The 22,494-nt window shown below is 60.7% G+C and carries 18 protein-coding genes; 15 read left to right on the top strand and 3 right to left on the bottom strand.

What is annotated here, in order from left to right; genetic code table 11:
* Positions 1 to 64: 64 nt before the first annotated feature.
* Both H7C19_RS25580 and H7C19_RS35005 read right to left on the bottom strand, forming a co-directional pair.
* A complete protein-coding gene (locus H7C19_RS25580) occupies positions 65 to 511 on the bottom strand; it encodes a hypothetical protein (protein WP_185671918.1) in 447 nt (148 codons plus the stop codon).
* A gap of 171 nt (positions 512 to 682) precedes the next feature.
* Positions 683 to 2,185 (bottom strand): L-fucose/L-arabinose isomerase family protein, encoded by a 1,503-nt coding sequence (locus H7C19_RS35005; RefSeq protein WP_185671917.1) that lies wholly within the window; start codon positions 2,183 to 2,185, stop codon positions 683 to 685.
* Positions 2,186 to 2,305: 120 nt separating this feature from the next.
* On the opposite strand from H7C19_RS35005, the gene H7C19_RS25570 reads away from it, so the two are divergent.
* From H7C19_RS25570 to H7C19_RS25505, 14 genes are all read left to right on the top strand, one after another.
* Positions 2,306 to 3,181, top strand: coding sequence for a helix-turn-helix transcriptional regulator (locus H7C19_RS25570; protein WP_185671916.1), 876 nt, complete (start codon positions 2,306 to 2,308; stop codon positions 3,179 to 3,181).
* 157 nt (positions 3,182 to 3,338) lie between these two features.
* Positions 3,339 to 3,557 carry a DUF2642 domain-containing protein gene (locus H7C19_RS25565; protein ID WP_246469782.1) on the top strand — a complete coding sequence of 73 codons (219 nt, stop codon included), beginning with the start codon at positions 3,339 to 3,341 and terminating at the stop codon, positions 3,555 to 3,557.
* Positions 3,558 to 3,678: 121 nt separating this feature from the next.
* Positions 3,679 to 3,876, top strand: a complete 198-nt coding sequence (locus tag H7C19_RS25560) for a DUF6199 family natural product biosynthesis protein (protein ID WP_246469780.1) — start codon at positions 3,679 to 3,681, stop codon at positions 3,874 to 3,876.
* A gap of 278 nt (positions 3,877 to 4,154) precedes the next feature.
* On the top strand, positions 4,155 to 5,672 hold the full coding sequence (locus tag H7C19_RS25555) for a family 4 glycosyl hydrolase (RefSeq protein WP_185671913.1): 1,518 nt from the start codon (positions 4,155 to 4,157) through the stop codon (positions 5,670 to 5,672).
* 3 nt (positions 5,673 to 5,675) lie between these two features.
* Complete coding sequence (locus H7C19_RS25550; protein ID WP_185671912.1) at positions 5,676 to 6,602, top strand: carbohydrate kinase family protein; 927 nt, start codon at positions 5,676 to 5,678, stop codon at positions 6,600 to 6,602.
* 65 nt (positions 6,603 to 6,667) lie between these two features.
* Positions 6,668 to 8,005, top strand: a complete 1,338-nt coding sequence (locus H7C19_RS25545) for an ABC transporter substrate-binding protein (RefSeq protein WP_185671911.1) — start codon at positions 6,668 to 6,670, stop codon at positions 8,003 to 8,005.
* 94 nt (positions 8,006 to 8,099) lie between these two features.
* The gene (locus H7C19_RS25540) at positions 8,100 to 9,032 is read left to right on the top strand and encodes a carbohydrate ABC transporter permease (RefSeq protein WP_185671910.1); all 933 of its coding nucleotides are present in this window, start codon (positions 8,100 to 8,102) and stop codon (positions 9,030 to 9,032) included.
* A 13-nt stretch (positions 9,033 to 9,045) separates the two neighbouring features.
* Complete coding sequence (locus tag H7C19_RS25535) at positions 9,046 to 9,894, top strand: carbohydrate ABC transporter permease (RefSeq protein WP_185671909.1); 849 nt, start codon at positions 9,046 to 9,048, stop codon at positions 9,892 to 9,894.
* A 122-nt stretch (positions 9,895 to 10,016) separates the two neighbouring features.
* Positions 10,017 to 10,715, top strand: a complete 699-nt coding sequence (locus H7C19_RS25530; protein WP_185671908.1) for a PIG-L deacetylase family protein — start codon at positions 10,017 to 10,019, stop codon at positions 10,713 to 10,715.
* 25 nt (positions 10,716 to 10,740) lie between these two features.
* Positions 10,741 to 11,655 (top strand): AraC family transcriptional regulator, encoded by a 915-nt coding sequence (locus tag H7C19_RS25525; RefSeq protein ID WP_185671907.1) that lies wholly within the window; start codon positions 10,741 to 10,743, stop codon positions 11,653 to 11,655.
* A gap of 1,242 nt (positions 11,656 to 12,897) precedes the next feature.
* Positions 12,898 to 13,809, top strand: coding sequence for an ABC transporter permease (locus H7C19_RS25520; protein WP_246469779.1), 912 nt, complete (start codon positions 12,898 to 12,900; stop codon positions 13,807 to 13,809).
* A 31-nt stretch (positions 13,810 to 13,840) separates the two neighbouring features.
* Complete coding sequence (locus H7C19_RS25515; RefSeq protein ID WP_185671906.1) at positions 13,841 to 14,722, top strand: carbohydrate ABC transporter permease; 882 nt, start codon at positions 13,841 to 13,843, stop codon at positions 14,720 to 14,722.
* Positions 14,723 to 14,804: 82 nt separating this feature from the next.
* Positions 14,805 to 16,388: a DUF3502 domain-containing protein gene (locus H7C19_RS25510; RefSeq protein WP_185671905.1), complete on the top strand. Its 1,584-nt coding sequence runs from the start codon at positions 14,805 to 14,807 to the stop codon at positions 16,386 to 16,388.
* Between the two features lie 150 nt (positions 16,389 to 16,538).
* Complete coding sequence (locus tag H7C19_RS25505; protein WP_185671904.1) at positions 16,539 to 18,872, top strand: helix-turn-helix domain-containing protein; 2,334 nt, start codon at positions 16,539 to 16,541, stop codon at positions 18,870 to 18,872.
* 108 nt (positions 18,873 to 18,980) lie between these two features.
* On the opposite strand, the gene H7C19_RS25500 is transcribed toward H7C19_RS25505, so the two are convergent.
* Positions 18,981 to 21,335, bottom strand: coding sequence for a glycoside hydrolase family 95 protein (locus tag H7C19_RS25500; RefSeq protein WP_185671903.1), 2,355 nt, complete (start codon positions 21,333 to 21,335; stop codon positions 18,981 to 18,983).
* A 256-nt stretch (positions 21,336 to 21,591) separates the two neighbouring features.
* Here H7C19_RS25500 and H7C19_RS25495 point away from each other — a divergent pair, with 256 nt between their 5' ends.
* Positions 21,592 to 22,422, top strand: coding sequence for a helix-turn-helix transcriptional regulator (locus H7C19_RS25495; protein WP_185671902.1), 831 nt, complete (start codon positions 21,592 to 21,594; stop codon positions 22,420 to 22,422).
* Positions 22,423 to 22,494 lie beyond the last annotated feature (72 nt).

Genomic DNA, 22,494 nt, shown 5'->3' with positions numbered 1-22,494 from the left:
ACCAAGCAGGAGCTGCCCAATATCGGCAGCTCCTGCTTGAATATACTTGTCTAGCGGACCGGGATTAGAACAGTCCCCAGAAAGGAAGTTGGCCTTGTACGCCTCCGAAGTTCTGCTCGGGACGGTTCCCTTCTATGCCGTAGGCGCCTGAACGGTTATTGCCCGAACGGCCGTCTGCGGGAAGTACGCCCGTGCGATTCAACCCAGATTGATTCAAGCCGGAGCGGTTCAAGCCGGGACGATTCAAGCCGGAGCGATTCAAGCCGGAGCGATTCAAGCCGGAGCGATTCAAGCCGGAGCGATTCAAGCCGGAGCGATTCAAGCCGGAGCGATTCAAGCCATGTTCGCCCGAAGGGTGTTCACCCGGATGATTGATCTCCGTCGACGGGAAAACCTCGCTGCTGTCATGATGCCTATGGCTGCGATGTTCGCGATGACGTTTATGATGCCTGCGTTTGCGACCGCCCGCCGCGGCCGCGCCGGTACGGCTTCCTTTCCTGCTATATGACATCTCATCCACATCCTTTTCTTAATGATGTTACATGGTATGAGACAAGACTGACAGGCGTATCCGCGATTCGCTAGCGTGAATCGCACATTTTGGAGGAATGCCGGGAACAAGGGACGGTCAGGCAGGCAATGGCAAGACTTGGGCTTCGAATGCCTGCACGGGTCGCGGGAATTACAACGTCACCTGCGCCATCTTCAGCAGCTCCGCGGCTTTTTGGAACAGCGAAGCATTGTGCCCGATCGACATCGCGCAGTGATGGGTCGGCGCTTCGGCGAACCAGCGGGCCATATAGCCATCCGGATGCTCCCGGAACTTGACCGGCGTCTGCGTATTGCCGATCCGCATGATCGGTCCGTCCGTGGACGCGCCTTCGCTGATGATCAGCTTCAGCTTGCCGTCTCCCGTCTGGGTCAGATTCAGCGTCGTGACCGGTCCCGTCTTCACCTTGGCCTCCACCGACACGCCCGTTCCTTGCTTGCCGTGGTAGAGCCCCATGCCGCGCAGGATCGGCTTGCCTTCCGAGATCGCGATATGGAAAGGCCCGTCATGGCCGAGCAGGATCGTCTCGTCGTCGTAGTCCACGACGACGATCTCGGAGAAGCTGCCTCCCGTGCCGAGAATATCGCAGATCTTCATCGCGACGTTCGTCTTCAGGTCGCCCTCGCCGGCGCAGGGAATGCCGCGGGCGGTCAGCAGCGAATGACCGACGATGAACCCGCCTTGCAGCTTCTCGTACTCGCCGCCCGGCGCCCCGTGGTAGTAGTAGGTCAACGCGTCCAGATCGTATTCGCGCACCAGCCGCTCTTGGGCGGCCGCGACCTGGCATGACCACGCCATCTGCTCGTCCGTCGGACGCTTCGCGATCGGATCGCTGGGCGAATCCCCGCTGATCACGAACATGTGCCGTACTTCCTCCAACTTCGCCTTCACTTCCTCCGGCGTCACCGCCCGCAGCATCCGGTCAAGATCGCACATCTCCAGCACCTCGACGTGGAGTCCCGTCTGCGCCTGGATCATCGTGAAGTCGCTGTACATATCCAGCATGCCGCTGTACGTATTGCCTAGGAAGCCGAAGCGGCTGTAGCGCAAGGTGCGCGGCACCGCGGCCGCCCGCGCCCACGCTTCGATCTCCCGCCAGGCGCGGACCGCTTCCGGCCGGCCGGCGGTCGCCTCGTCGGCCAGGGAGATGTCCGGCGAGCGGTCCAACCCGAGCAGGCCGTTCACGACGCGGAACGGAATGCCGGCCCGGTTAAACGCGTTCGCGAACTCCGGCACCGGACAGGCGCCGCAGTGCGCGAGCCACTCGCCCGTCGTGGACTGCTCGTAGCTGATCCGCGCCGTCGGCTGCAAGTTGAGGAAGATAACGGGCGCCGAGCAGATCTGATGAACGGGGAGCACCGTAGAGCTCGTCGAGTAAGTGGCGGCGTGGCAGAAGACCAGATCCACTTGCCGCGAGGACAGCCATTCGCCTGCCCGGCGCCCTTCGCTCTCCGTGTCGACCAAACCGAAGTTGAACACCTCGCCCCACGCCGACAACCGCCGCTCGATGAATTTGCCGTATGCCGTCAGACGGTCGCGCAATCCCGGGAATTGCTCCCAGTAGGCGCGCAAGCCAACCGAATAGAGGCCGATACGCGGCTTCTTGCTCGGCTTTAACGCCGGGAATAAGCTCATGTTTACCCATCCTTTGCACTATGGAATAATAGAATGATACTGTTATCGTAAAGGCTTTCAACGCCGGATACATCCCATTTTCTTGGACAATAATCATAGAATGTTGGGAGGATGACGGTCATGATCCCTTACCGCGAACGGGCGGAGCATGCCTGGACGGCGGATTCGATCCGTCTGATTCATACGCCCTCGGCGTTCGTCCGCTCCGCGCTGCCGTACGTCCAGGAGATCGGGCGATTCCGGGCGCTCCCCGCCTACTACACCGAACGCGAGCGCCTGGATTCGTTCCTGCTCGTTCATACGCTCTCCGGTCAGGGCCGGTTGACCTACCGGAGCAAGACGCACGCGCTGCTTCCCGGACAGCTCTTCTTTATCGACTGCATGGATTACCAGCATTACGCGACGGCCGAGACGGCCGATTGGGCGTTCGTCTGGGCGCACCTGAACGGCGAGGCGGTCCGCGCTTACTATGAACGATTCGCGCGCCGGGGAGAGCCGGTCCGCCAACTCGCGTCCGAATCGCAAATTCCCCGCCTCCTGCTGGAGCTCCTCGAGATGCACCGCTTCAAGAGCGTGCGCAACGAGCTTCTCGCCTCCCGGACGATCGTAGAGCTGTTGACCGAACTCGTCGTCTCCGGTCTGGGGGACGAGTCCTCGGTCGCCGATATGCCCGGTCACGTCTCGGAGACGCTGCGACTCATCGACAAGCGGTACGCAGAGAAGCTGACGCTGGCGGACCTCGCCAAGTCGCTTGCGGTCGACAAGTATCATCTGGCCAAGGCGTTCAAGAAACACACCGGCTTTTCGCCCGGCGAGTATATCATCCGAGCCCGCATCACCCGGGCCAAGGAGCTGCTCAAGTATTCGGACCACCCGGTCGCCGAGATCGCCGAACAGATCGGGATCGACAACGTCAGCCACTTCATCAACTTGTTCAAAGCCAGAACGGATCAGACGCCGCTGGCATTCCGCAAGACCTGGCAGCGGCCGGACTAGCGTCCCCTGCCCGAGGAGAGCCGACCGGACGCTCATCGCTTTCGGGATCGGTCGGCAAAACGCCGCGGGCGTCGGCGAATAGGGACGAACGCCTATGCCGGGCAATAGGCATCCGCATATAATGGCCTCGAACCTATTCCGAGGAGTGATGCTGGCAATGTACAATCCGATGCATGTACAATCCGTATCGTTGGTCGACCCTTACGTAGTAGAAGCGCTAAGACGTCTGATGGGCCGCTGTGTGGTCTTCGAGACGACGCGCGGAAGATTGGAAGGAACGATATTGGACGTCAAGCCCGATCATGTCCTCGTCCAGCTCCACTCCCACCAGGCATGCGTGCGGATTGCTGAGATCGTCTGGACCATGCCGATCTAACCCGGCACACCGGAACTGCGGACAGCAGTTCCTTTTTTATTGGAGAGACGACAAAGACTCGCCCCTTCTGCGGAACAATCGAGAATCGCATGCGTATGAACAGATAAAGGAGCTGATGCGCATGTTTTTATTCGCCATTCTCTTCATCGCCATCGCGGTCGTGAATATTATCTATCCTCGCTTCGGCTGGTATATGCGATACGGCTGGGCGGTCAAAGGCGAGTCCGAGCCCAGCGAAGGCTATTTGCTGTTCAGCCGGATCAGCGGCGTCATCGTGCTCCTCGTTTTCCTCTTCTTCGTCCTTCCCACCTTGCGCTAGATCTTGCATTCCCGCCCGGCGCCCAGGCACGCCATACCAACAAGCCGGCTCCGATCGTCATCGGGGCCGGCTTCTTGCGATGTGCGAAGCGAATCGGACGCTCTCTCGCGCGGGCCGTTCATTGAGGCAGTACCGCCCACCTCCCCCTTTAAAGTAGGCGCAACCCAAAAAAGTAAAAATATCTAATGTTTTTGTCAAAGGATCGTTAGCGGCCGCGCCCGTTATCGCTTAAAATTTGGATATTCCTATGAAATAAGTCGGTTATGAGGAGGGATGGCTTGAAGCTCACGATCATCGGCGGAGCCGGGGTTCGGACGCTCGGGTTCGTCCGTAAGCTCATCGAACAGCATGCGCTTCTCCCGATCCGCGTGCTGCATATTCAAGATATCTCCCAAACGCGGCTTGCGACGATCGGCAGCATGATCGCGGAGACGGCGCGTCGGGGGAACGCCCCTTTCGAAGTCGAGCTGACGACGGATGTCGCGGAGGCGGTGCGCGGCGCAGCGTTCGTATACTTTGCAATCCGGGAGGGCGGCGACGCCGGTCGCGTCATCGACGAACGGGTACCCCTATGCTACGGCATCCTCGGACAGGAGACGATCGGCCCCGGCGGATTCGCGATGGCGCTGCGGACCATCCCCGTCCTGCTGCGTTACGCGCGCATCATCGAGCGGGAAGCGCCGGACGCCTGGGTCGTCAACTTCACCAACCCGGCCTCTATGATCACCGAAGCGCTGCACCGTCATTCCGGCATCCGCGCGATCGGCATCTGCGACGCGCCTTCCTCGCTCAAGCTGGATATCGCCCGCTACCTAAAGGCGGCGCCGGACGATATCGCGATCCGGTACTTCGGCCTGAATCATCTGGGGTGGATCGACGCGATCCGGTTGGACGGGCGCGAACGGTTGGACGATCTGATCGACCGTTACGAGGCCTTCGTCGCCGCCAGTCCGCACATGGCCTGCTTCAGTCCCGAGCGCATACGCGCGCTGCGGCTGATCCCGAACGAGTATCTCTATTACTATTACAGCCCGGAGGAAGCGACCCGGCACATCCTTGGCGGCACGCGGACGCGGGGACAGCAGATCGAAGCGCTGAACCGGCAGCTGATCGACCGCTTGCAGGAGGAGCTGGGAAAAGGCCGGATGGACGCGGCGTTCGAAGCTTTCGCGGCGGTCATGAAGGAGCGGCAGATCAGCTACATGCAGCTCGAGAGCGGGCAGGCGGCCTCGGCTGCGGCGCCGGATGGAATATCGGCAGCCCGACCCGACTCAGCTGCGGCCGGCGGATCGAATGAACGGCCGGATCTCTCAACCGGTAGCGGAGCGAACAACGGCTGGAACCGTGCCTCTGGCGAGTCGAACGTCGAAGCGGGACCTGGGATGGAGGCAGCCATCTACGAGAACGAAGGCTATGCCGGCTTGGCGCTGGCGGTGATCACGGCCATTCACGGCGACCGGCCGACGGAGCTGATCGTGAACGTCCCGAACCGCGGGACGCTGGCGGGCTTGGAGGACGACGACATCGTGGAGGTCGCCTGCCTGGTGGATCGCGGCGGACCGCGGCCTCTGCCATTGGGACCCGTTCCCGAACCGGCGATGCGGCTGATCCGGCAGGTCAAGCATTACGAGCGCCTAACCGTCCAAGCGGCGGCGACGGGTTGTTACGAGACGGCGCTCGCCGCGCTCGCGAGCCACCCGCTGGTTCCTAGCGACGATTTGGCCGAGCGCATGCTGAACGACTATATACGCGAACATGGAGATTCGCTAGCCTACTTTACGGAAAGAGGAAGCTGAACAATGCCTAGGTTTGATGTCATGCTCTTCGGCTCGGCTTGCTGCGACCTGGTCTTCAGCGGCCTGCCCGGTCTGCCGGGAATGGGAGAGGAAGCGTGGGCCACCGGTCTCGACCTGACGGCGGGAGGGATCGTGAACGCCGCCGTCGCCATGGCCCGACTCGACCTGAAAGTGGGGCTGGCCGCGGAGGCCGGCACGGACGAATGGAGCGCCCGGGTCCTCGAGGTACTCCGGACCGAACGCGTCATGCTCGACCACGTCCGGCAATATCCGCATCCCTATCCGCAGCTCACGGTCGTGCTGAATCAACCCGGCGATCGGACCTTCATCTCCTATGCGGACCGGCGGCATGCGGAGTCGTTTCTAGGCTCTCTCCCCCGGATCGCCGCCGAAGCGGACGCCTCCTACTTCCACGTCACGGCGCTGCCGGAGTATGCCGGGGTCGTCGCCGAAGCGCGCAAGCGCGGCAAGACGGTCAGTCTCGACGCCGTCTGGGACGAAGCGTGGCTGAAGTCGGCCGAGCTGCGGGCACTCATCCGTCAGGCGGATATCTTCATGCCGAACCTGAAGGAAGCGCAGACGATCACCGGCGAGGAGGAGCCCGAGGCGGCGCTGAGCCGTCTGGCGGAATGGACGCCGACGGCGGTCGTGAAGCTGGGCGAACGCGGCGCGATCGCGGCCGCGGACGGGCTGACGATCCGGCGAAGCCTGGCGGCGGCCAAGCCGGTAGATTCGACGGGCGCGGGAGACTGCTTCGCGGCCGGGTTCCTGTACGGGAGGCTGGCCGGCCAAGGGCTCGCCGAATGCCTCGATCTGGGCAACCGGTGCGGCAGAAGGTCGGTCGGGCGGATCGGCGGCTATGCGGGGGCGCCTACCCTGCAGCAATTGTTAGAAGAAAGGGACCGGGAAAGCCGCACGCACGGGGCGTAAGAGAAGCCAGCGTCCCCGACGGCGCGACGGCCCCCTCCAATCAGAACCTAAAGGAGTCGGGATACATGGGCAAAGGAATCAGATGGGGTCAACTTACGGCGGTCCTGGCGGGCTCGGCTATCTTACTGAGCGCCTGCGGAAGCAACGACAAGAACGGTAGCCCGAGTCCGTCCGCGTTCGCGGCGTCGCCTTCGTCTTCGGCTTCGGCAGCGCCGTCGGCTTCGCCCTCCGCATCGGCCGAGAACGTCACGATCACGTACGGCTTGTGGGATCAAGTGCAGCAGCCGGCCATGGAGGCCATCATCGCCAAGTTCCGGGAGACGCACCCGAATATCGAGGTCAAGATCGAACTGACGCCCTGGAGCGAGTATTGGACCAAGCTGGACACGGCCGCGACGGGCGGCACCCTGCCCGACGTGTTCTGGATGAACGGGTCGAGCATCGTCAAGTTCGCCGCGAACGGCAAGCTGCTGGCTTATGACGACTACGCGACGGCCGACGCCTTTGACTGGAACGTCTATCCGAAGTCGCTCGTCGATATGTATTCCTACAAGGGAAAGCGCTACGGCATGCCGAAAGATTATGATACGATCGGCTTGTGGTACAACAAAGCGTTGTTCGACGCGAAAAAGCTCCCTTATCCCGACGATACCTGGGATTGGAACAAGGCCGTCGAAGTCGCCAAGCAGCTGACCGACCCGGCTAAGGGCATTTGGGGCTTGCCCGCGCAGTTCCAAGGACAGATCGGGTTCTACAATACGATCCTCGAAGCCGGCGGCTACCTCCTGTCTCCGGACGGAGCCAAGTCGGGCTACGGGACGCCGGAAGGCATCCGCGGCATCGAGCTCCAGACCGATCTCATCCTGAAGCACAAAGTATCCCCGACGCTGGCGCAAATGACCGACACCAATCCGAAGGATCTGTTCAAGTCGGGCAAGGTCGCCATGCTCATGGACGGCTCTTGGAACGTCAAGGACTTCGCCACGACCGAATATACCAAGGCGAACGCGGACGTGGCGGTGCTGCCGAAGGACAAAGTCCGCTCCGGCATCATCCATGGTCTCGGCAACGTAGCCGCCGCGAACACGAAGCACCCCAAGGAAGCGTGGGAATTCCTCAAGTTCCTCGGCTCCAAGGACGCCGCCGAGATTCAGGCGAAGGACGGCACGGCGCTGCCCGCCGTCTCGGGCGGCGAGGAGCTGTGGCTGAAGTCGGTGCCGGCGTTCCACCTGCAGGCGTTCGTCGATATGGCCAAAGTGTCGGTGCAATATCCGGCGACGCTCCATTCGGACAAGTGGGACGGCCTGGAGAAGGAAACGTTGAAGTCCGCCTATACGGGCGAGAGCTCCGCGGCGGACGCCGCGAAGCTGCTCGGAGAGAAGATCGACGAGACGCTGAAATAATCCCAACCCGGCGGAGCCCGCCCGATTCGTCGGGGGGCTCGGCCGTTTGGAGGCTCTGCCCGGTCTACGAGGCAAGGAGGCGCCCGACAATCCCATGGCCATGCTGTCCGAAACGTTCCGCAAGCGCTCGGCTTCCCGCTTCGCCCGTTCCAAGCGGCTTGCGCGCATCGACTACAAATGGGGCTACCTGATGGTAGCGCCGCTTCTCGCGGGACTGGCCGTTTTCTTCATCTGGCCGGTCTTTCGCACGTTTTATTTCTCCATGACCGATTGGGGCGACTTCGGCAGCTACGTCTGGAGCGGCGGGGACAACTACCGCCGTCTCGTCCGCGACCCCGCCGTCTATCGCGCGTTCGGGCATACGTTCTTCTACGTGGCGATCTACATTCCCGTGCTGGTCGCGCTGTCCACCTTCCTCGCCGTTCTGCTGAACAAAGGCGTGCGCGGCAGCGGCGTCTATCGGACGCTATACTTCCTGCCGGCCGTGCTGATGCCCGCCGCCGTCGGACTCGCCTGGCGCTGGCTGCTGAACGGCGAATTCGGACTGGTCAATACGCTTCTGAAGCTGGTCGGCATACACGGCCCCGGCTGGCTGACCGAAGGACGGACGGCGCTGCCGGCCATCGTCCTGGTCGCGGTATGGAGCATGGTCGGGTTCCAGGCGATGATCCTGCTCTCCGGGCTGCAAGGAATCCCTTCCGCCTATTATGAAGCGGCTCGCCAGGAGGGCGCCGGCGGGGCGACGCTGTTCCGTCGCATCACGCTGCCGCTGCTCACGCCGACGTTGTTCTTCGTCTCGGTCACCGCGCTGATCCAAGCTTTTCAGGTGTTCGATCTGATCTACATGATGATCGGTCAGGTCGCCATCGACCATGCGGACACCGTCGTGTACCTGTTTTACAAGCAAGCATTCCAACTCGGGGCTAAGGGATACGCGTCGGCCATCGTAACGGCGCTCTTCGCCGTCATTCTGGCCATCACCGCCATTCAGCTGAGGCTGCAGAAACGCTGGGTGCATTATGACTGAGAGGAGGACGCGCATGTCCCATAGGCCTCAGACAATCGCGCGGGCGGGCCGAAGCCGACGCGGCGTCCTCGCGCAGCTCCTGCTGCTGGCCGGCGCCGTTCTCATGCTGCTGCCGTTCGCCTGGGCGGCGCTTACCGCGCTGAAGACGCCGGCCGAAGCGATCGCGATCCCGATGAAGCTGCTGCCCGCGAAGCCGCAGTGGTCGCATTTCGCCGAAACCTTCGATCAGCTGCCCTTCGCCCGGTATTACTGGAATACGGCGGCTACCACCATCGTGAAGACGCTCGCCGCCCTGCTCATCAGCTCGATGGCGGGCTACGCGTTCGCCCGTGTTCCTTTTCCCGGGAAATCGGTCTTGTTCGTGCTGGTGCTGTCCGTCCTCATGGTCCCCGCCCAAGTCTTCCTCGTGCCGCAATATATGCTGATGAAGGATTGGGGCTGGCTCAATTCGCTCAAAGCCATCACCGTGACCGGCATGTTCAGCGCCTACGGCACGTTTCTGCTGCGGCAGTTCTTCCTGTCGCTCCCGGTCGAGCTCGAGGAGGCCGCCAAGATCGACGGCTGCCGTCCGCCTGGCATCTATTGGCGGATCATGCTGCCGCTCGCGAAGCCGGGGCTGGTCGCCTTCGGCATCATCTCCGCCCTCTGGTCGTGGAACGACTTCATGTGGCCGCTGATCGTCAACAGCTCGCCGGACAAGATGACGCTAGCCGTCGGCCTCGCTACGCTCCAGGGCCAATATACGACCAACTACCCGCTGCTGATGGCGGGCATGCTGCTCGCGATCGCTCCGATGATCCTGCTGTTCCTGCTGCTCCAGCGACAGTTCGTGGAGGGCATGACGCTGAGCGGACTGAAGTAACGACAGGGTGATCGGCACCGCGATCGACAGCGGCGATCGCTTTTTGGGCTCGGCATCACGCTGTTCGAGAAGCGCGAGACGCGAGACCATCTGAATGAGGATCCAATGAGGAGGGCTTACCGATGAGCGATCGCTTGAACATTCTCGTCATTCTCGCCCACCCGGACGACGAGACCGGCTGCGGAGGCACGCTCGCCCGGCTCGCCCGGGCCGGGCACCGGATAACGGCGGTCGTCGCGACGGACGGGAGCCGGGGCACGCAGGACCGGCAGATGCGGCCGGAGCGGCTTGCGGCGATCCGCCGCGAAGAGATGCGGGAGGCGTGCCGCCGGCTGGGGGTGCGGGAGGTGCACTTCCTGGATTACGAGGACGGCACCTTGCGCGAGCAGCCCGATCTGGGGGAGCGGCTGTTCCGCGTCATCCGGATCCACCGTCCGGACATCGCGATCACGCTGGACGGCTGGCGTCGCTGGGAGTTGCACCCCGATCACCGCGCCCTGGGCCAGCTCGCCGCGGAGGCGTGCTATCTGGCGGACAGCGTCTGGTATTATCCCGAGCATGAAGCGATGGGGATCGCGCCCTGGAAGCCAAGAGAGCTCTTGCTCTTCTGGACGGAAGAGCCTAATCTGATCGTAGACGTATCGTCGACCGCCCCGGTACGGCGGCACGCGGCGGACGCGCATGTCAGCCAAGGCTCGCCGGACGCGACATTCGGGGAGAAGTACGAGCGCTGGTACCGCTCCGCTTTCCCGGCAGAGGCCGCTTTGGAGGAGGAACGGTTCCGCAAGCTGTTCGGATCGGAATTGGCGTTGGAGGTTTGAGATCTCGCGCGGAGGAGGATGCTCCATGGACGGCTATACGAATCAGGCGCTGCCCGAATCGCTGAAGACGTTCCGGGGATTCGGCGAATTCCAGATGTTCATCAACCGCAACGAAGGCGAGTGGCGGATGCCGTTGGAGTGGCATGAACCGCTTGAGATTTTCTATGTAAGAGAAGGCCGGGGCACCTACTACATCGACGACAAACGCTATCTGTTCGGACCAGGGGACGTCTTCGTCATCGGGAACCAGGAGCTGCACAAGAGCCAACTGATCGATCAGGAAGCGTTCGAAGCGCTGGTCATCATGTTCGATCCCGCCCTGGCCCGGGCGGTCGAGCTGGATGACGGGGTCGACCCGCTGGCGCTGTTCTACGAACGCACGGCCGGGTTCTCCCATCAGCTCCGTCCGAACGAAGCGGTCGCCCGTCGCTTGCGCGCCTGCTTGGCATTGATGAGCGAGGAATACGGCACCGGCGAGGCTTACTCTCCGCGCAAGCTGGTCGCGCTCTTGCAGTGGCTGCTCCTGGAGCTCAAGGAGGCATACAGCGGGAACGCTCCCTACACGCTGGTGGACGGGTCGCGCCACGGCATCTCCTTCAAGGAGATCGTCAACGAGGCGATGGACTACATCTCGTCGCATTATGCCGAAGAGCTGACCCTGGACCGCATCGCGGGGCATGTCAGGGCCAATCCGTCCTATCTGAGCCGCATCTTCAAGCAGAATACCGGCTTCACGATCGTGGAGTTCATCGCCTTCAAGCGCATCTGGCGGGCGAAGGAGATGCTGCTCTACTCCGACGCCCGCATCACCGCCATCGCCCATCAGATCGGATACAACAACGTCACTCACTTCCAATGGACGTTCAAGAAGATGCTGGGTCTCAGTCCCGGTCAGTATCGCAAGCTGCCGCGGAGTTACTATCATTTGAAGAGGTATTGAGGAGACGAGCAAAAAACACGCATGACCTTACCAGGTCACAGACTATCATGAAAATTGCGACAGGCTATAAAAGGATCGCACAGCGGCGGGTCCGGCCTTTACGAGCTTCAACGATAAAATCCACATGGCCTATCTGATTCTTATTTGGTGGTTAGCGGACATTCGGACATTCTAAGCACCTATTGTTCCGTCATCATAGATTTGTCGGACCTCCGGACCTCCGGACCGCCGGATCTCCAGACCTCCAGACCTCCCGACCTCCAGACCTCCAGACCTCCGGACCCCCAACGCCGACCGAACAGTTGTAAATGTACAACTTTTTCTGCAGTATGACCTTCATATCGATCAANNGAATATTTTTCGATTTTCTGCGTAATAAGTTGTACGTTTGCAAGTAAATGCCTCTTCTCCGCCGATGGGAGCCAATTAAGTTGTATGAATACAATTTATTGGAGCAGGCACCACGAGAAAGAACCACGAGAAAGAACCACGAGAAAGAACCACCAGCGAGCACCATCGGCGAGCACCACCATCAAGCACCACCATCAAGTCACCACCATAAAGCACCACGGCGAGCACCACCGACAAGCACCAAAGTAAGCACCACCGGACAGGTCCCAGCCGATGAATTCCGGGCGACCTTTGCCCAACCGAAGACGAATATTCCGTACGACTATTAGGTGTGTAAGCCCTGAAAGCGATAATGGCCAGCCCCATTTTCATAAAAACCGACGCGACGCTGCATTCCTTCTTGAACCAATGCGGGATTCCCGAAGAAATTCATAAGCTATACCGTTGACCCTTAGGGGGAGCATCCGTCATTGACGGATTTTTTAAGCTCCGAAATCGAACATACGCTCCACTTAGCGCCAGGATGTTTATCTTGCTGTCTCGTCCCCAAAGTCAGAAGCCGCAAGCTCCCCCTACGAGCCTGCGGCTTTTCGGCATTCCCGCAGCGATCTCCTTTCCCTCGCCGCGTCACTCGCCCAGCATCTCCCATTCCATCCCACAATGCCCGATTTCCGCCGCCGGACAGCCTTCCCAAGCGAGAAAAACCAACCAAATCGTAGTTTGAACAAGTCGATTCATCTTAGAAACTGCAACAAAATCACCCGAAGGCGAAGTTTAAAACCTCCTCGGGGCGTGATAACTTGAATTTGTAAACGGATTCACGGCATGCCGGACGAACGGCCGCCGGCGAGCAACCAGTCAGCCCCAGAATGAACGGAGAGTGATGATTTCTTGTTACGCGAGCTTACCAAAAACAAAGCGCTTTATTTGATGACCCTCCCGGCCATGCTTTTCCTTCTGTTTTTCAATTACTTCCCGATGGCCGGCATCATCATCGCTTTCAAAAACTTCAATCTAAGCAACGGCATCTTCGCCAGTCCCTGGATGCATCCCCTCTACGAGAATTTCCGATACTTCTTCACTTCGGACAACTGGGTGCGCGTCACCCGCAATACGATCCTGCTGAACCTGCTGTTCATCTTCGTCGGCACCTGCGTGAACGTGGGCCTCGCCATCCTGTTCAACGAGATCAAGTCGATGTGGTTCAAACGGACGGCGCAGTCGCTCACGCTGCTGCCTTACTTCATCTCGTGGATCGTCGTCGGCGTATTCGCCTACAACCTGCTGAACTACGAGCACGGCATGGTCAGCGAGCTGATCGCCAAGTTCGGCGCGGAGAAGGTCGACTGGTACGCGCGGCCGGAGGCTTGGCCCGTCTTGATCCTGATCATCTTCGTGTGGAAAAGCGTCGGCTACAACAGCATCATCTATCTGGCGACGCTGACGGGCATCGACCACACGCTGTACGAATCCGCGCGCATCGACGGCGCGACCAAGCTGCAGCAGATCCGGTATATTACGATCCCGCTGCTGCGTCCGACCATCGTCGTGCTGACCCTGCTCGCGATCGGCCACATCATGAACTCGGACTTCGGCATGTTCTACTCGCTCGTCGGCGACAGCGCCCAGCTCTATCCGACGGTGGACGTCATCGACACGTTCGTCTTCCGCAGCCTGAAGGGCTCCGGGGACATGGGCATGTCGGCCGCGGCCAACTTCTATCAATCCGTGCTGGCCTTCGTTCTGGTCTACTTCAGCAACCGCGTCGCCCGCAAGTACGAGAGCGGTTCCGCCTTATTCTGATCCCGAATCGCTTCAAATGGAGGTCCATAACATGAAAGCACGTTCAGCGGTTCACCCGGGACAAATCGTCCTGTACGCCGTCGTCATCCTGATGGCCCTGTTCTGCGTCGTTCCGTTCGTCATCATCCTCGCGAGCTCCATGACGCGGGAGACGGATATTCTGACAAGCGGGTATAATATCTACCCCAAGCACTTCGACTTCTCGGCTTACCGCTACCTGTTCCAGCGGATGGACGTCGTCTTGACCGGCTACAAGATTACCGGTCTCGTCACCGTGGTCGGCACGATCGCGAGCCTCGCCATCAGCGCGATGCTTGCCTATCCCATCTCGCTGCGCAGGCTCAAATACCGCAACTTCATCTCGGGTTACGTGCTCCTCACGCTGCTGTTCAACGGCGGCATGGTGCCTTGGTACATTATCTGCGTCAAGTATCTGCACCTGCACAACAATCTGTGGGCGCTGATTCTGCCTTCTCTGGTGAACGGCTTCAACATCTTCCTGATGCGCAACTACTTCTCGTCGATCCCGGAGGAGATGCACGAGTCCGCCAAGATCGACGGCGCCGGCGAAGTCCGGACGCTCTGGTCCATCGTGCTGCCGCTCTCGGTTCCCGTTTTCGCGTCCGTCGGTCTCTTCATCGCCCTCGCCTACTGGAACGATTGGTGGCTCGGATTGATGCTGATCGACAAGACCGAGCTCCAGCCGCTTCAGCTGCTGCTCCGGACGATCGTCTCGAACGTGGATTACCTGGCGAACTCCAGCATCCTGGCGACCAGCATCGATCAAATGGTGCCGCGCGAAGGCGTCAAGATGGCCGCGACGATCATTACGATCGGCCCGATCATCTTCCTCTATCCGTTCCTGCAGCGTTACTTCGTCAAAGGTCTCATGATGGGCGCGGTCAAAGGCTAAGGCCGCCCCCTCCCTTCCAACAGGCTTGACCGGCATCCGCCGTATAGCGTATAAACATTTTATCGACAGGGGGAACTTCAACATGGCTAGGAAAAGCAAATGGATCGCCGGAAGCATGGCGGCCGCTCTCGTAGCGGTATCGCTGACCGCTTGCGGCGGGAACGACAAAGGGAACGACGCGGCAGGCAGCGCCTCCGGCACCGGAGATGCGACAAGCGCGCAAGGCGAAAAACTGAAACCGGTTACACTTCGCTTCTACTTTCCGGGCGACAAGCCGCAAGCGACGGACGAAGTCTGGAAGTACGTCTCCGAGCTGACGAAGGATACGCTCAACGCCAAATTCGAGATCAACTTCGTGAACTGGAACGACTACAAGGACAAGATGAAGCTGCTGCAGTCGTCCGGCGACGACTACGACCTGAACTTCGACGCCAACTGGGAAGACTTCCCGAACGCCATGAACCGCGGCGGCTACCTCGATATGACCGATCTGCTGCCCAAGTATGCGCCGACGCTATACAAGCAGTATACCGACAACAATCTGCTCGATCCGATCAAGGTCGACGGCCGCGTCTATGCCGCGCCGTGGACGATCAAGAAAACCAGCAAGCCGATCGTGTGGTACCGCGGCGATCTTGCCAAGAAGGGCGGCTATACGAAGGACAAAGTCGAGACGGTCGAAGATCTGGACGCCATGCTGCACGCCCTGAAGACGGCATCGCCGCAGATTCTCCCGATCTCGTTCCGCCCGGACTCGTGGTTCAACGACATCGACCGCGTATTCCTCGAGAAATACGGCTACGAGGATCTGAACTTCCACGGACTGGTCGTCAAGATCGACGATCCGAAGCATGCCGTCATCCCATGGGAGCAGACCGAAGCGTTCAAGGAATACGTGACCTACACGAAAAAATGGAATCAAGACGGCATCATTCCGAAAAATCTGCTGGCGACCAAAGGTACGGAAGCCGACTTCAGCGCGGGCACGATGGGCGCCGCCATCAACCAGATCGACGGCGGCATCCTGGAGAATCCGCATCCGTTCAAGCCCGAAATCGAATCGCAGGGCGCCGTCAAGACGTGGTCCGAATTCTATCCGGATCATAAATGGGTGCTCGAATCGCCGCTCGGCAACGCGGTCGCCATCAACAAGAACGCCGCCAATCCCGAGCGGGCGCTCATGTTCCTCGAGCAGATCACGACGAACCAGAAGCTGTACGACGCCGTCATCTACGGCATCGTAGACAAGACGTACAAACTGGATGGCAACAAAGTCTCCTACATGCCGGGCCAAGGCAACGGCCAGCCGACGAACTATCTCGACTGGGCCGGCCAATGGGGCTTCTGGCGTCCGGAGTTCCAGAAAGAAGACTCCCAGCGCACGGCAAACTATTACAAGCAGTACAACGACTTCATCAACCGTCCGGTCAACATCTCCTCCACCGTCAACTACTTCGTCCCCGACCAGACGAACATCAAGACGGAGAGCGCGAAGCGGGAGCAAGTGCTGAGCGAGCTCGGCCAACTGCTCATGACCGGCATCAACGTCAAGGACGTCGACAAAGGCGTCTCCGACTTCATCGCCAAGGAGAAGGATGCCGGAACGGATAAGATCGTTGCCGAGGTGCAGAAGCAGCTGGACGCCTTCCTGTCCAAGAGCCCGTAACGCCTCGTCCGGCTGACGCCGGCAGGCCGCATGAGCCATACCGATCGCGAATGGCGACTTTTACATTAGCCATTCGCGATCCTTTTCGTTTATACTAAGTAATCGTCTTAGGAAAGCGCTTATCATGCAGGGGCGGGGGGTCAATCGATGTTGTCGTTTGCCAGATTCAAGCTCGATTCCTTATTCGCTCGCATACTATTGTCCTTTACGATCCTGGTGATGATCATCATCGTCACGATTACCCTGATCTTCTCCAATTTGTACGCCAAGACGCTCTACGGCCAGCTGTCCCAGGAACAGGTCAAAGGACTGGAGATGCTCAGCGAGAATATCGACAATTTGTTTAAAGAGATGGATCAAATCTATTTGAATCTGGAGATCAACACGGACATTAACTTCTTCCTGGCTTCCAGGAGCAACGACGAGCTGATCAACAACAAAGCCCGGATCCAGATCCGGAACATCCGTCAGATCAACCCGTACATTCATTCGATCTTCGTCTACAACTCCTCGATCAACGAGTATATCGTCGAAGGCGAGCCCGGCTTCGACGCCCAAGGATTTCTGAAGCGGGACGCGAGCTTTCAGAAAAGCGTCAACGACGCAAGAACGATCTACTTGACCCGATTGGAAAATACGAACGCTGCGAAAAGCTTCTTGACCGATAAAAACGCGAACTACGTCATCAGCATGGAATATACGAACCGCAGCATGAACGGCCAGCAGCAGACCGTCATCATCAACCTGGACGATAACCTGCTCGTGCGGGACTACCTGTCCAAGAGCGGGGATCAGCTCCTGTTCGCGGACGAGGCGGGGACGCTCATCGCCCACAGCGACGTCGCTCAGATCGGCGGCAGCGTGAAGGGAACCGCCTCGTTCGAAGCCGTGCTGAGCGCCGCGGCCGCGGCCGACGCCGGCGACGTCATCGACGACGAAGGGCATCATCAATCTCTCGTGACCTTCGTGAAAAACCGGACGACGAGCTGGTACATTCTGAGCGCGACCCCTTATCACAGCTTGGTGAAGCCGATCCAGGACAAGCGCAACGCCCTGCTGGTCGTCTGCCTGTCCATTCTGTTGTTCTGCCTGGCCTTGACGTTCCTCATCTCCAAAAAGCTGTACAATCCCGTCCAGCGGCTCACCGAACTGTTCAAGCGCTCCCAGTTCAATGTCGGGAGCGCCGTCTCGAGCGACATCTCCTTGATCGGCCGGGTCTATGCGGAGACGCTGCAGCATATGCAGTCCCTGGAGGACAAAAATCGCGACAGCCTGCAGCTCATGAAGGACAACTTCCTGCGCCGGGCGTTGATCTCCGCCGGACCGGACGAACCGTCGGTCGCCTTGCATGCGGACGAATGGAGGCTGCGCATCGACTTGGACCGGCTGCTGGTCTGCGTCTTCAAGATCGACGGCTATTCGCAATTGGACGCCCAGAGCATGACCTTATACGAGTCGGTCCTGTTCCAGAGCATCGCCGAGCTGCTCAGCGACGAGCTCCGATACGAAGTCTTGCAGATGCCCAAGGGCGAGATCGCGCTGTTGATCAACGAAGCGAACGGCGCCGAGGACGGCTTCCGGCACCTGCTGGCCAAGCTCGCCAACGTCAAAGATTCGATTGCCGTCACGATCGGCATCACCGTCAGCGTCGGCGTGAGCGACCCGATCGACGCTTGGGGAGATTGCCCGCATGCGTACCGCCAGGCGCTGGAGATGATTCAGCAGCGATTCGTCCTCGGACCGAACCGGATCATCTATCCGCAGCTCGTCGAAGAGACCCTGTCGAGAAGCTACGGCTTGCCGATCGAGATCGAGGACAAGCTGATCTCCGCCATCAAGCGCAACGACCGGGAGAGCTTCGTCCAGGGCTTGGATAGCATGACCGGACTACTCAAGGGCTACGTGCATTCGGACGCGATTCAAGCCTTGTTCCATATTCTCCTCGTCTGCATCACCCAGATGAATCAGACGATTAACGACGAGAACAAGAAGCTAGGCATGCAATTCGGCGAGCTGAACCTGATCTTCACCGAGATGGAGACGCTCGAGCAAGCCCGAGCATGGCTCCTGAAGCGGTTCGAGGACTACCGGGGCAACCTGGAGAGCATCCAGCAACTGAAGGAGAACAAGTTCTACCGCAAGATCGAGGAGACGATGCAGTATATCCAGGACAACTTCGCGGACAGCAACTTGAGCGTGGAGGTGCTGGCGGAGGTGGCCGGATATACGCCGAACTACTTCTCCAAGCTCTTCAAGGAGATGACCGGCATCAACTCCGGCGAATACATCCGCAAGATCCGCATCGGCAAAGCCAAGGACTTCCTGCAGAGCGACGAGTACAAGGTCAGCGACGTCGCACAGATGTGCGGGTACATCAACAGCAGCCACTTCTACTCCGCCTTCAAGAAGGAGGTGGGCATGACGCCCACCGCCTACCGGGAATATTCGCTCTCGGAGAAGGAGCCGAAGAGGAACAGCCGCTAGCGGGCACGTGTATAGGGTTCGCTCGCGCCCCCCCTATACGACAACAGGCGGGACAGATGACGTCATCTGTCCCGCCTGTTCGGCGTGCCTTCGGGGAGCGAATCTCCCTCAGGCCTCTCTTCGCGATTCGCTGCGCGGCTTCAGGACGTACGCCGCCCCCGCCCGGACGGACCACCGCAGCCGGCCTTCGCCGTCCAAGACGGCCTCGACGGCATGATCCGCGGCGGCATCTCCCGTCAGGACGTCGAATTCGCCCCGCGCGCGTACGACGCATTCGCCATCCCGGCGCGGAAGGATCCGGGCTTCGGCCAGGACGCCGTCCGTCCAGACGAGGCTGACCTCGTACCCTCCTCTCGCCCGCAGTCCGCGCGCTTCTCCCTCTCGCCAGGCGGAAGGCAGGGCAGGTAGCAGATGCAGCTCGCCCTCATGGCTCTGCAGCAGCATCTCGGCGATGCCCGCGGCGCCGCCGAAGTTGCCGTCGATCTGGAACGGCGGATGGTTGTCGAACAGGTTGGGCAGCGTAGAGTGCGCGAGCAGCGCCTCCAGATTCTCGTAGGCCCGCTCCCCGTCTTCGAGCCGCGCCCATAGATTCACGATCCAAGCCCGGCTCCAGCCGGTGTGCCCGCCGCCGCTCGCGAGACGCCGCTCTAGCGTGACCCTGGCGGCGGCCGTCCAATCGGGCGTGCTTCGGACCGACCATCCCGTGCCGGGATGAAGCGCGAACAGATGCGAGATATGCCGGTGACCGGGCTCCGATTCCTCGTAATCGTCCAGCCACTCCAGCAGCTGGCCGTGCTTGCCGATCGCGGGCCGCGGCAGACGATCCCTGAGCTCCGTCAGCCTAGCGGCGAATGCCGCATCGGTCCCGAGCGTCCCCGCGGCTTGGATGCAAGCGGAGAACAGCTCATGCAGAATCTGGCCGTCCATCGCGGGTCCTTCGCACAGGATGCCGGCCTTCCCGTCCGAGAGCAGATATGTATTCTCCGGCGATACCGAAGGAGAGGTCGCGACCCTCCCGTCCGGCAGCTCGACGAGCGCATCGACGAAAAATTCGGCCGCTTCCCGCAGCGTAGGATATGCCCGCTCCAGGAAGGTCCGATCCAAGCCGTAGACGTAGTGCTCCCACAAATGCAGGCACAGCCATGCCGCGCCCATCGGCCAATAGGTCGCCGGAACGTACAAGTCCTGAGGCGCCGTATCCGCCCACAGATCGGTATTATGGTGCGCGACGAAGCCCGCCGCTCCGTACATGATCTTCGCGGTACGCCGCCCCGGTTCGCGCATCCGTTCGATCAGATCGAACAGCGGCTCGTGGCATTCGGCCAGATTGCCGCTCTCGGCCGGCCAGTAGTTCATCTGGGTATTGATATTGATCGTGTACTTGCTGTCCCACGGCGGCAGGATCCGGTCGTTCCAGATCCCTTGGAGGTTGGCCGGCAGCGACCCCGGCCTGCTGCTGGCGACGAGCAGATAGCGCCCGAATTGATAATAGAGCGCCGCCAGCCCCGCATCCTCCGCGCCGCCGCGTACCCGCTCCAGCCGAACGTCCGTCGGCAGCGCGTCCCGTTCGCGCTCCGCAGTCCCGAGGCGCAGCGAGACCCGGTCCATCAGCGCCCGGACGTCGTCTTCCTGCCGCCGCTTCAGCTGATCATACCGCATCCGGCTCGCCTTGTCCGCGGCCCGCAGCGCTTCGGCCTCCGGATCCGCATAGCGGAACGACGTCGCGGCCGTCAGGACGAGCGTCACGCGGTCGGCGCCCTCGACCAGCAGACGCTCGCCGACGATCCTCGCGCTTCCTCCTTCCGCGTTCGCCCGCAGCGCCGTCCGGAAGTCTACGCCTCCCGTGCCGCCTCCGTTGCCCCGCATGACGAGCGTCGCCTCGTCCGCCCGCGCCATCTCGTCGTAATAGCGGTTGTTCGGCCCGCGGGTCAGTCGCGCCGAGAAGCTGATCGCGCCGGGACGGTCCGCGGTTAGACGGATGACTAGCGCTTCGTCCGGATAGCTTGCGAACGCTTCGCGGCTGAACGCTACGCCTCCCGCCCGGTAGCGCACGCGGGCGATGCCCGTCGCGAGATCCAGCTCCCGCGCATAGTCCTCCGTCGCTCCGCCGTGGCCGAACGTCAAGTTCAGATCGCCCAGCGGCACGTAATGCCGCTGCGTCTCCGGAACGCCGGACAGCGCCAGCACCGACAGCCGCTGAGCCTCCTCCACCCGGCCTTCCCGCAGGCATCGCCGGATCGACTCCAGGTGGGCTAGCGCGTCCGGGTTGTTGCGGTCGCGCGGTCCGCCGTACCACAGGCTGTCTTCGTTAAGCGCGATTCGTTCTCCTTGGGCGGCTCCGAAGATCATGGCGCCCAGCCTTCCGTTGCCGACCGGCAGCGCTTCCTCCCATGCGGACGCGGGACCGGAGAACCTTAGCTTGGGCGTATCTGCGTTTGTCGCGTTAACGGCATCCCATTCCATTCAGACAGCACGCTCCTCTCCCTGATGACCGCTTCTCGTCCGGCTTCCGGCGCGTACGCGAGGCGGTTGCTCGTGATCATGTTACCCTATCGGCTTATTCGCCTGAATAGGGGGATGTTGGCTTTTGTAGTCTACACTTGGTCCGTTCGGGATTGCAATGCCCTAACGCATTCCCGCGCGCGCCCGGGCCGGATCTTGTCCCCCATTCCGATATCCGCTAGACTGAAGAGAATAACGCCGCGTACGGGAGATTAACGTGAATCCTTGGCATGAGAAGATCGCTCTGAATACCCATCATCCGCTCAAGATCATCGTCGGCAAGGAAGAAACCGGCACCCCCGCCCACTGGCACCAGGAGATCGAGATCGTCCACATTCTCGATGGCGACATGCAGATCGGGATCAACGACGATCTGTTCCGCGTGCGGTCCGGCGATATTCTGCTCGTCAGCTCTTGCGCCGTGCATCGGTTCTTCCCCAATCCGGAAGGCTGCGCCAAGATCATCCTCCAGATCGGCAAGTCCGTCTTCGACGACTACTCCGATCTCGCCTTCGGCCGCAAGTTCACCACGCCGCACCTTCGTCCCGAAGACGAATTGCACCGTTCGCTCGCGCCGATCGTCCGCGCCGTCCTGCGGGAGTGGGAGACGCGCGAGACCGGCTTCGAGCTCATCCTCAAGGCCCGAATCCACGATCTGGCCGCGGCCCTCATCCGCCAGGTGCCAATGGAGGCTTACTCTCAGCAGGAGCGTACCCGACAGCTGGAGCAGCTCGAACGATTGCAAGTGGTGCTGGCCTACATTGAGCGCGATTACGCGTCCGAGATTACGCTGCAGCGCGCCGCCGGCATCGCCGGCTTCAGCGCGACCTACTTCTCCCGTTTCTTCAAGGAAGCCACGGGAGCCGGCTTCGTCGATTACGTGAACGAATTCCGCGTGAGCGTCGCCATGTCCCTGCTGCTGGCGGGGCGCGACGCTTCGGTGACGGACATCGCCTTCCGGTCGGGCTTCAACAGCATCGAGACCTTCAACCGCGTGTTCAAAAAAGTAAGCGGATGCACCCCCTCCCAATTCCGCAGCAAAAAATGACGAGTCGTTCGCAACCCCTGACGGGAACTGTCGGGGGTCTTTTTTTATATTGGAGTTAGGTTTAATAATCGA

This window comes from Cohnella nanjingensis (assembly GCF_014212125.1).
Classification (GTDB): Bacteria; Bacillota; Bacilli; order Paenibacillales; family Paenibacillaceae; genus Cohnella; species Cohnella nanjingensis.
Note: the sequence above shows the minus strand (reverse complement) of the source record. Positions and strands in the feature narration are given on the sequence as shown.

What these genes read in the sequence shown, in the direction of transcription:
- H7C19_RS25540 (WP_185671910.1), top strand. Translation starts at nt 8,100, where the DNA reads ATGGCCATGCTGTCCGAAACGTTCCGCAAGCGCTCGGCTTCCCGCTTC.
- H7C19_RS25510 (WP_185671905.1), top strand. Translation starts at nt 14,805, where the DNA reads ATGGCTAGGAAAAGCAAATGGATCGCCGGAAGCATGGCGGCCGCTCTC.
- H7C19_RS25570 (WP_185671916.1), top strand. Translation starts at nt 2,306, where the DNA reads ATGATCCCTTACCGCGAACGGGCGGAGCATGCCTGGACGGCGGATTCG.
- H7C19_RS35005 (WP_185671917.1), bottom strand. Translation starts at nt 2,185, where the DNA reads ATGAGCTTATTCCCGGCGTTAAAGCCGAGCAAGAAGCCGCGTATCGGC.
- H7C19_RS25580 (WP_185671918.1), bottom strand. Translation starts at nt 511, where the DNA reads ATGTCATATAGCAGGAAAGGAAGCCGTACCGGCGCGGCCGCGGCGGGC.
- H7C19_RS25525 (WP_185671907.1), top strand. Translation starts at nt 10,741, where the DNA reads ATGGACGGCTATACGAATCAGGCGCTGCCCGAATCGCTGAAGACGTTC.
- H7C19_RS25530 (WP_185671908.1), top strand. Translation starts at nt 10,017, where the DNA reads ATGAGCGATCGCTTGAACATTCTCGTCATTCTCGCCCACCCGGACGAC.
- H7C19_RS25560 (WP_246469780.1), top strand. Translation starts at nt 3,679, where the DNA reads ATGTTTTTATTCGCCATTCTCTTCATCGCCATCGCGGTCGTGAATATT.
- H7C19_RS25515 (WP_185671906.1), top strand. Translation starts at nt 13,841, where the DNA reads ATGAAAGCACGTTCAGCGGTTCACCCGGGACAAATCGTCCTGTACGCC.
- H7C19_RS25565 (WP_246469782.1), top strand. Translation starts at nt 3,339, where the DNA reads ATGTACAATCCGATGCATGTACAATCCGTATCGTTGGTCGACCCTTAC.
- H7C19_RS25545 (WP_185671911.1), top strand. Translation starts at nt 6,668, where the DNA reads ATGGGCAAAGGAATCAGATGGGGTCAACTTACGGCGGTCCTGGCGGGC.
- H7C19_RS25550 (WP_185671912.1), top strand. Translation starts at nt 5,676, where the DNA reads ATGCCTAGGTTTGATGTCATGCTCTTCGGCTCGGCTTGCTGCGACCTG.
- H7C19_RS25535 (WP_185671909.1), top strand. Translation starts at nt 9,046, where the DNA reads ATGTCCCATAGGCCTCAGACAATCGCGCGGGCGGGCCGAAGCCGACGC.
- H7C19_RS25500 (WP_185671903.1), bottom strand. Translation starts at nt 21,335, where the DNA reads ATGGAATGGGATGCCGTTAACGCGACAAACGCAGATACGCCCAAGCTA.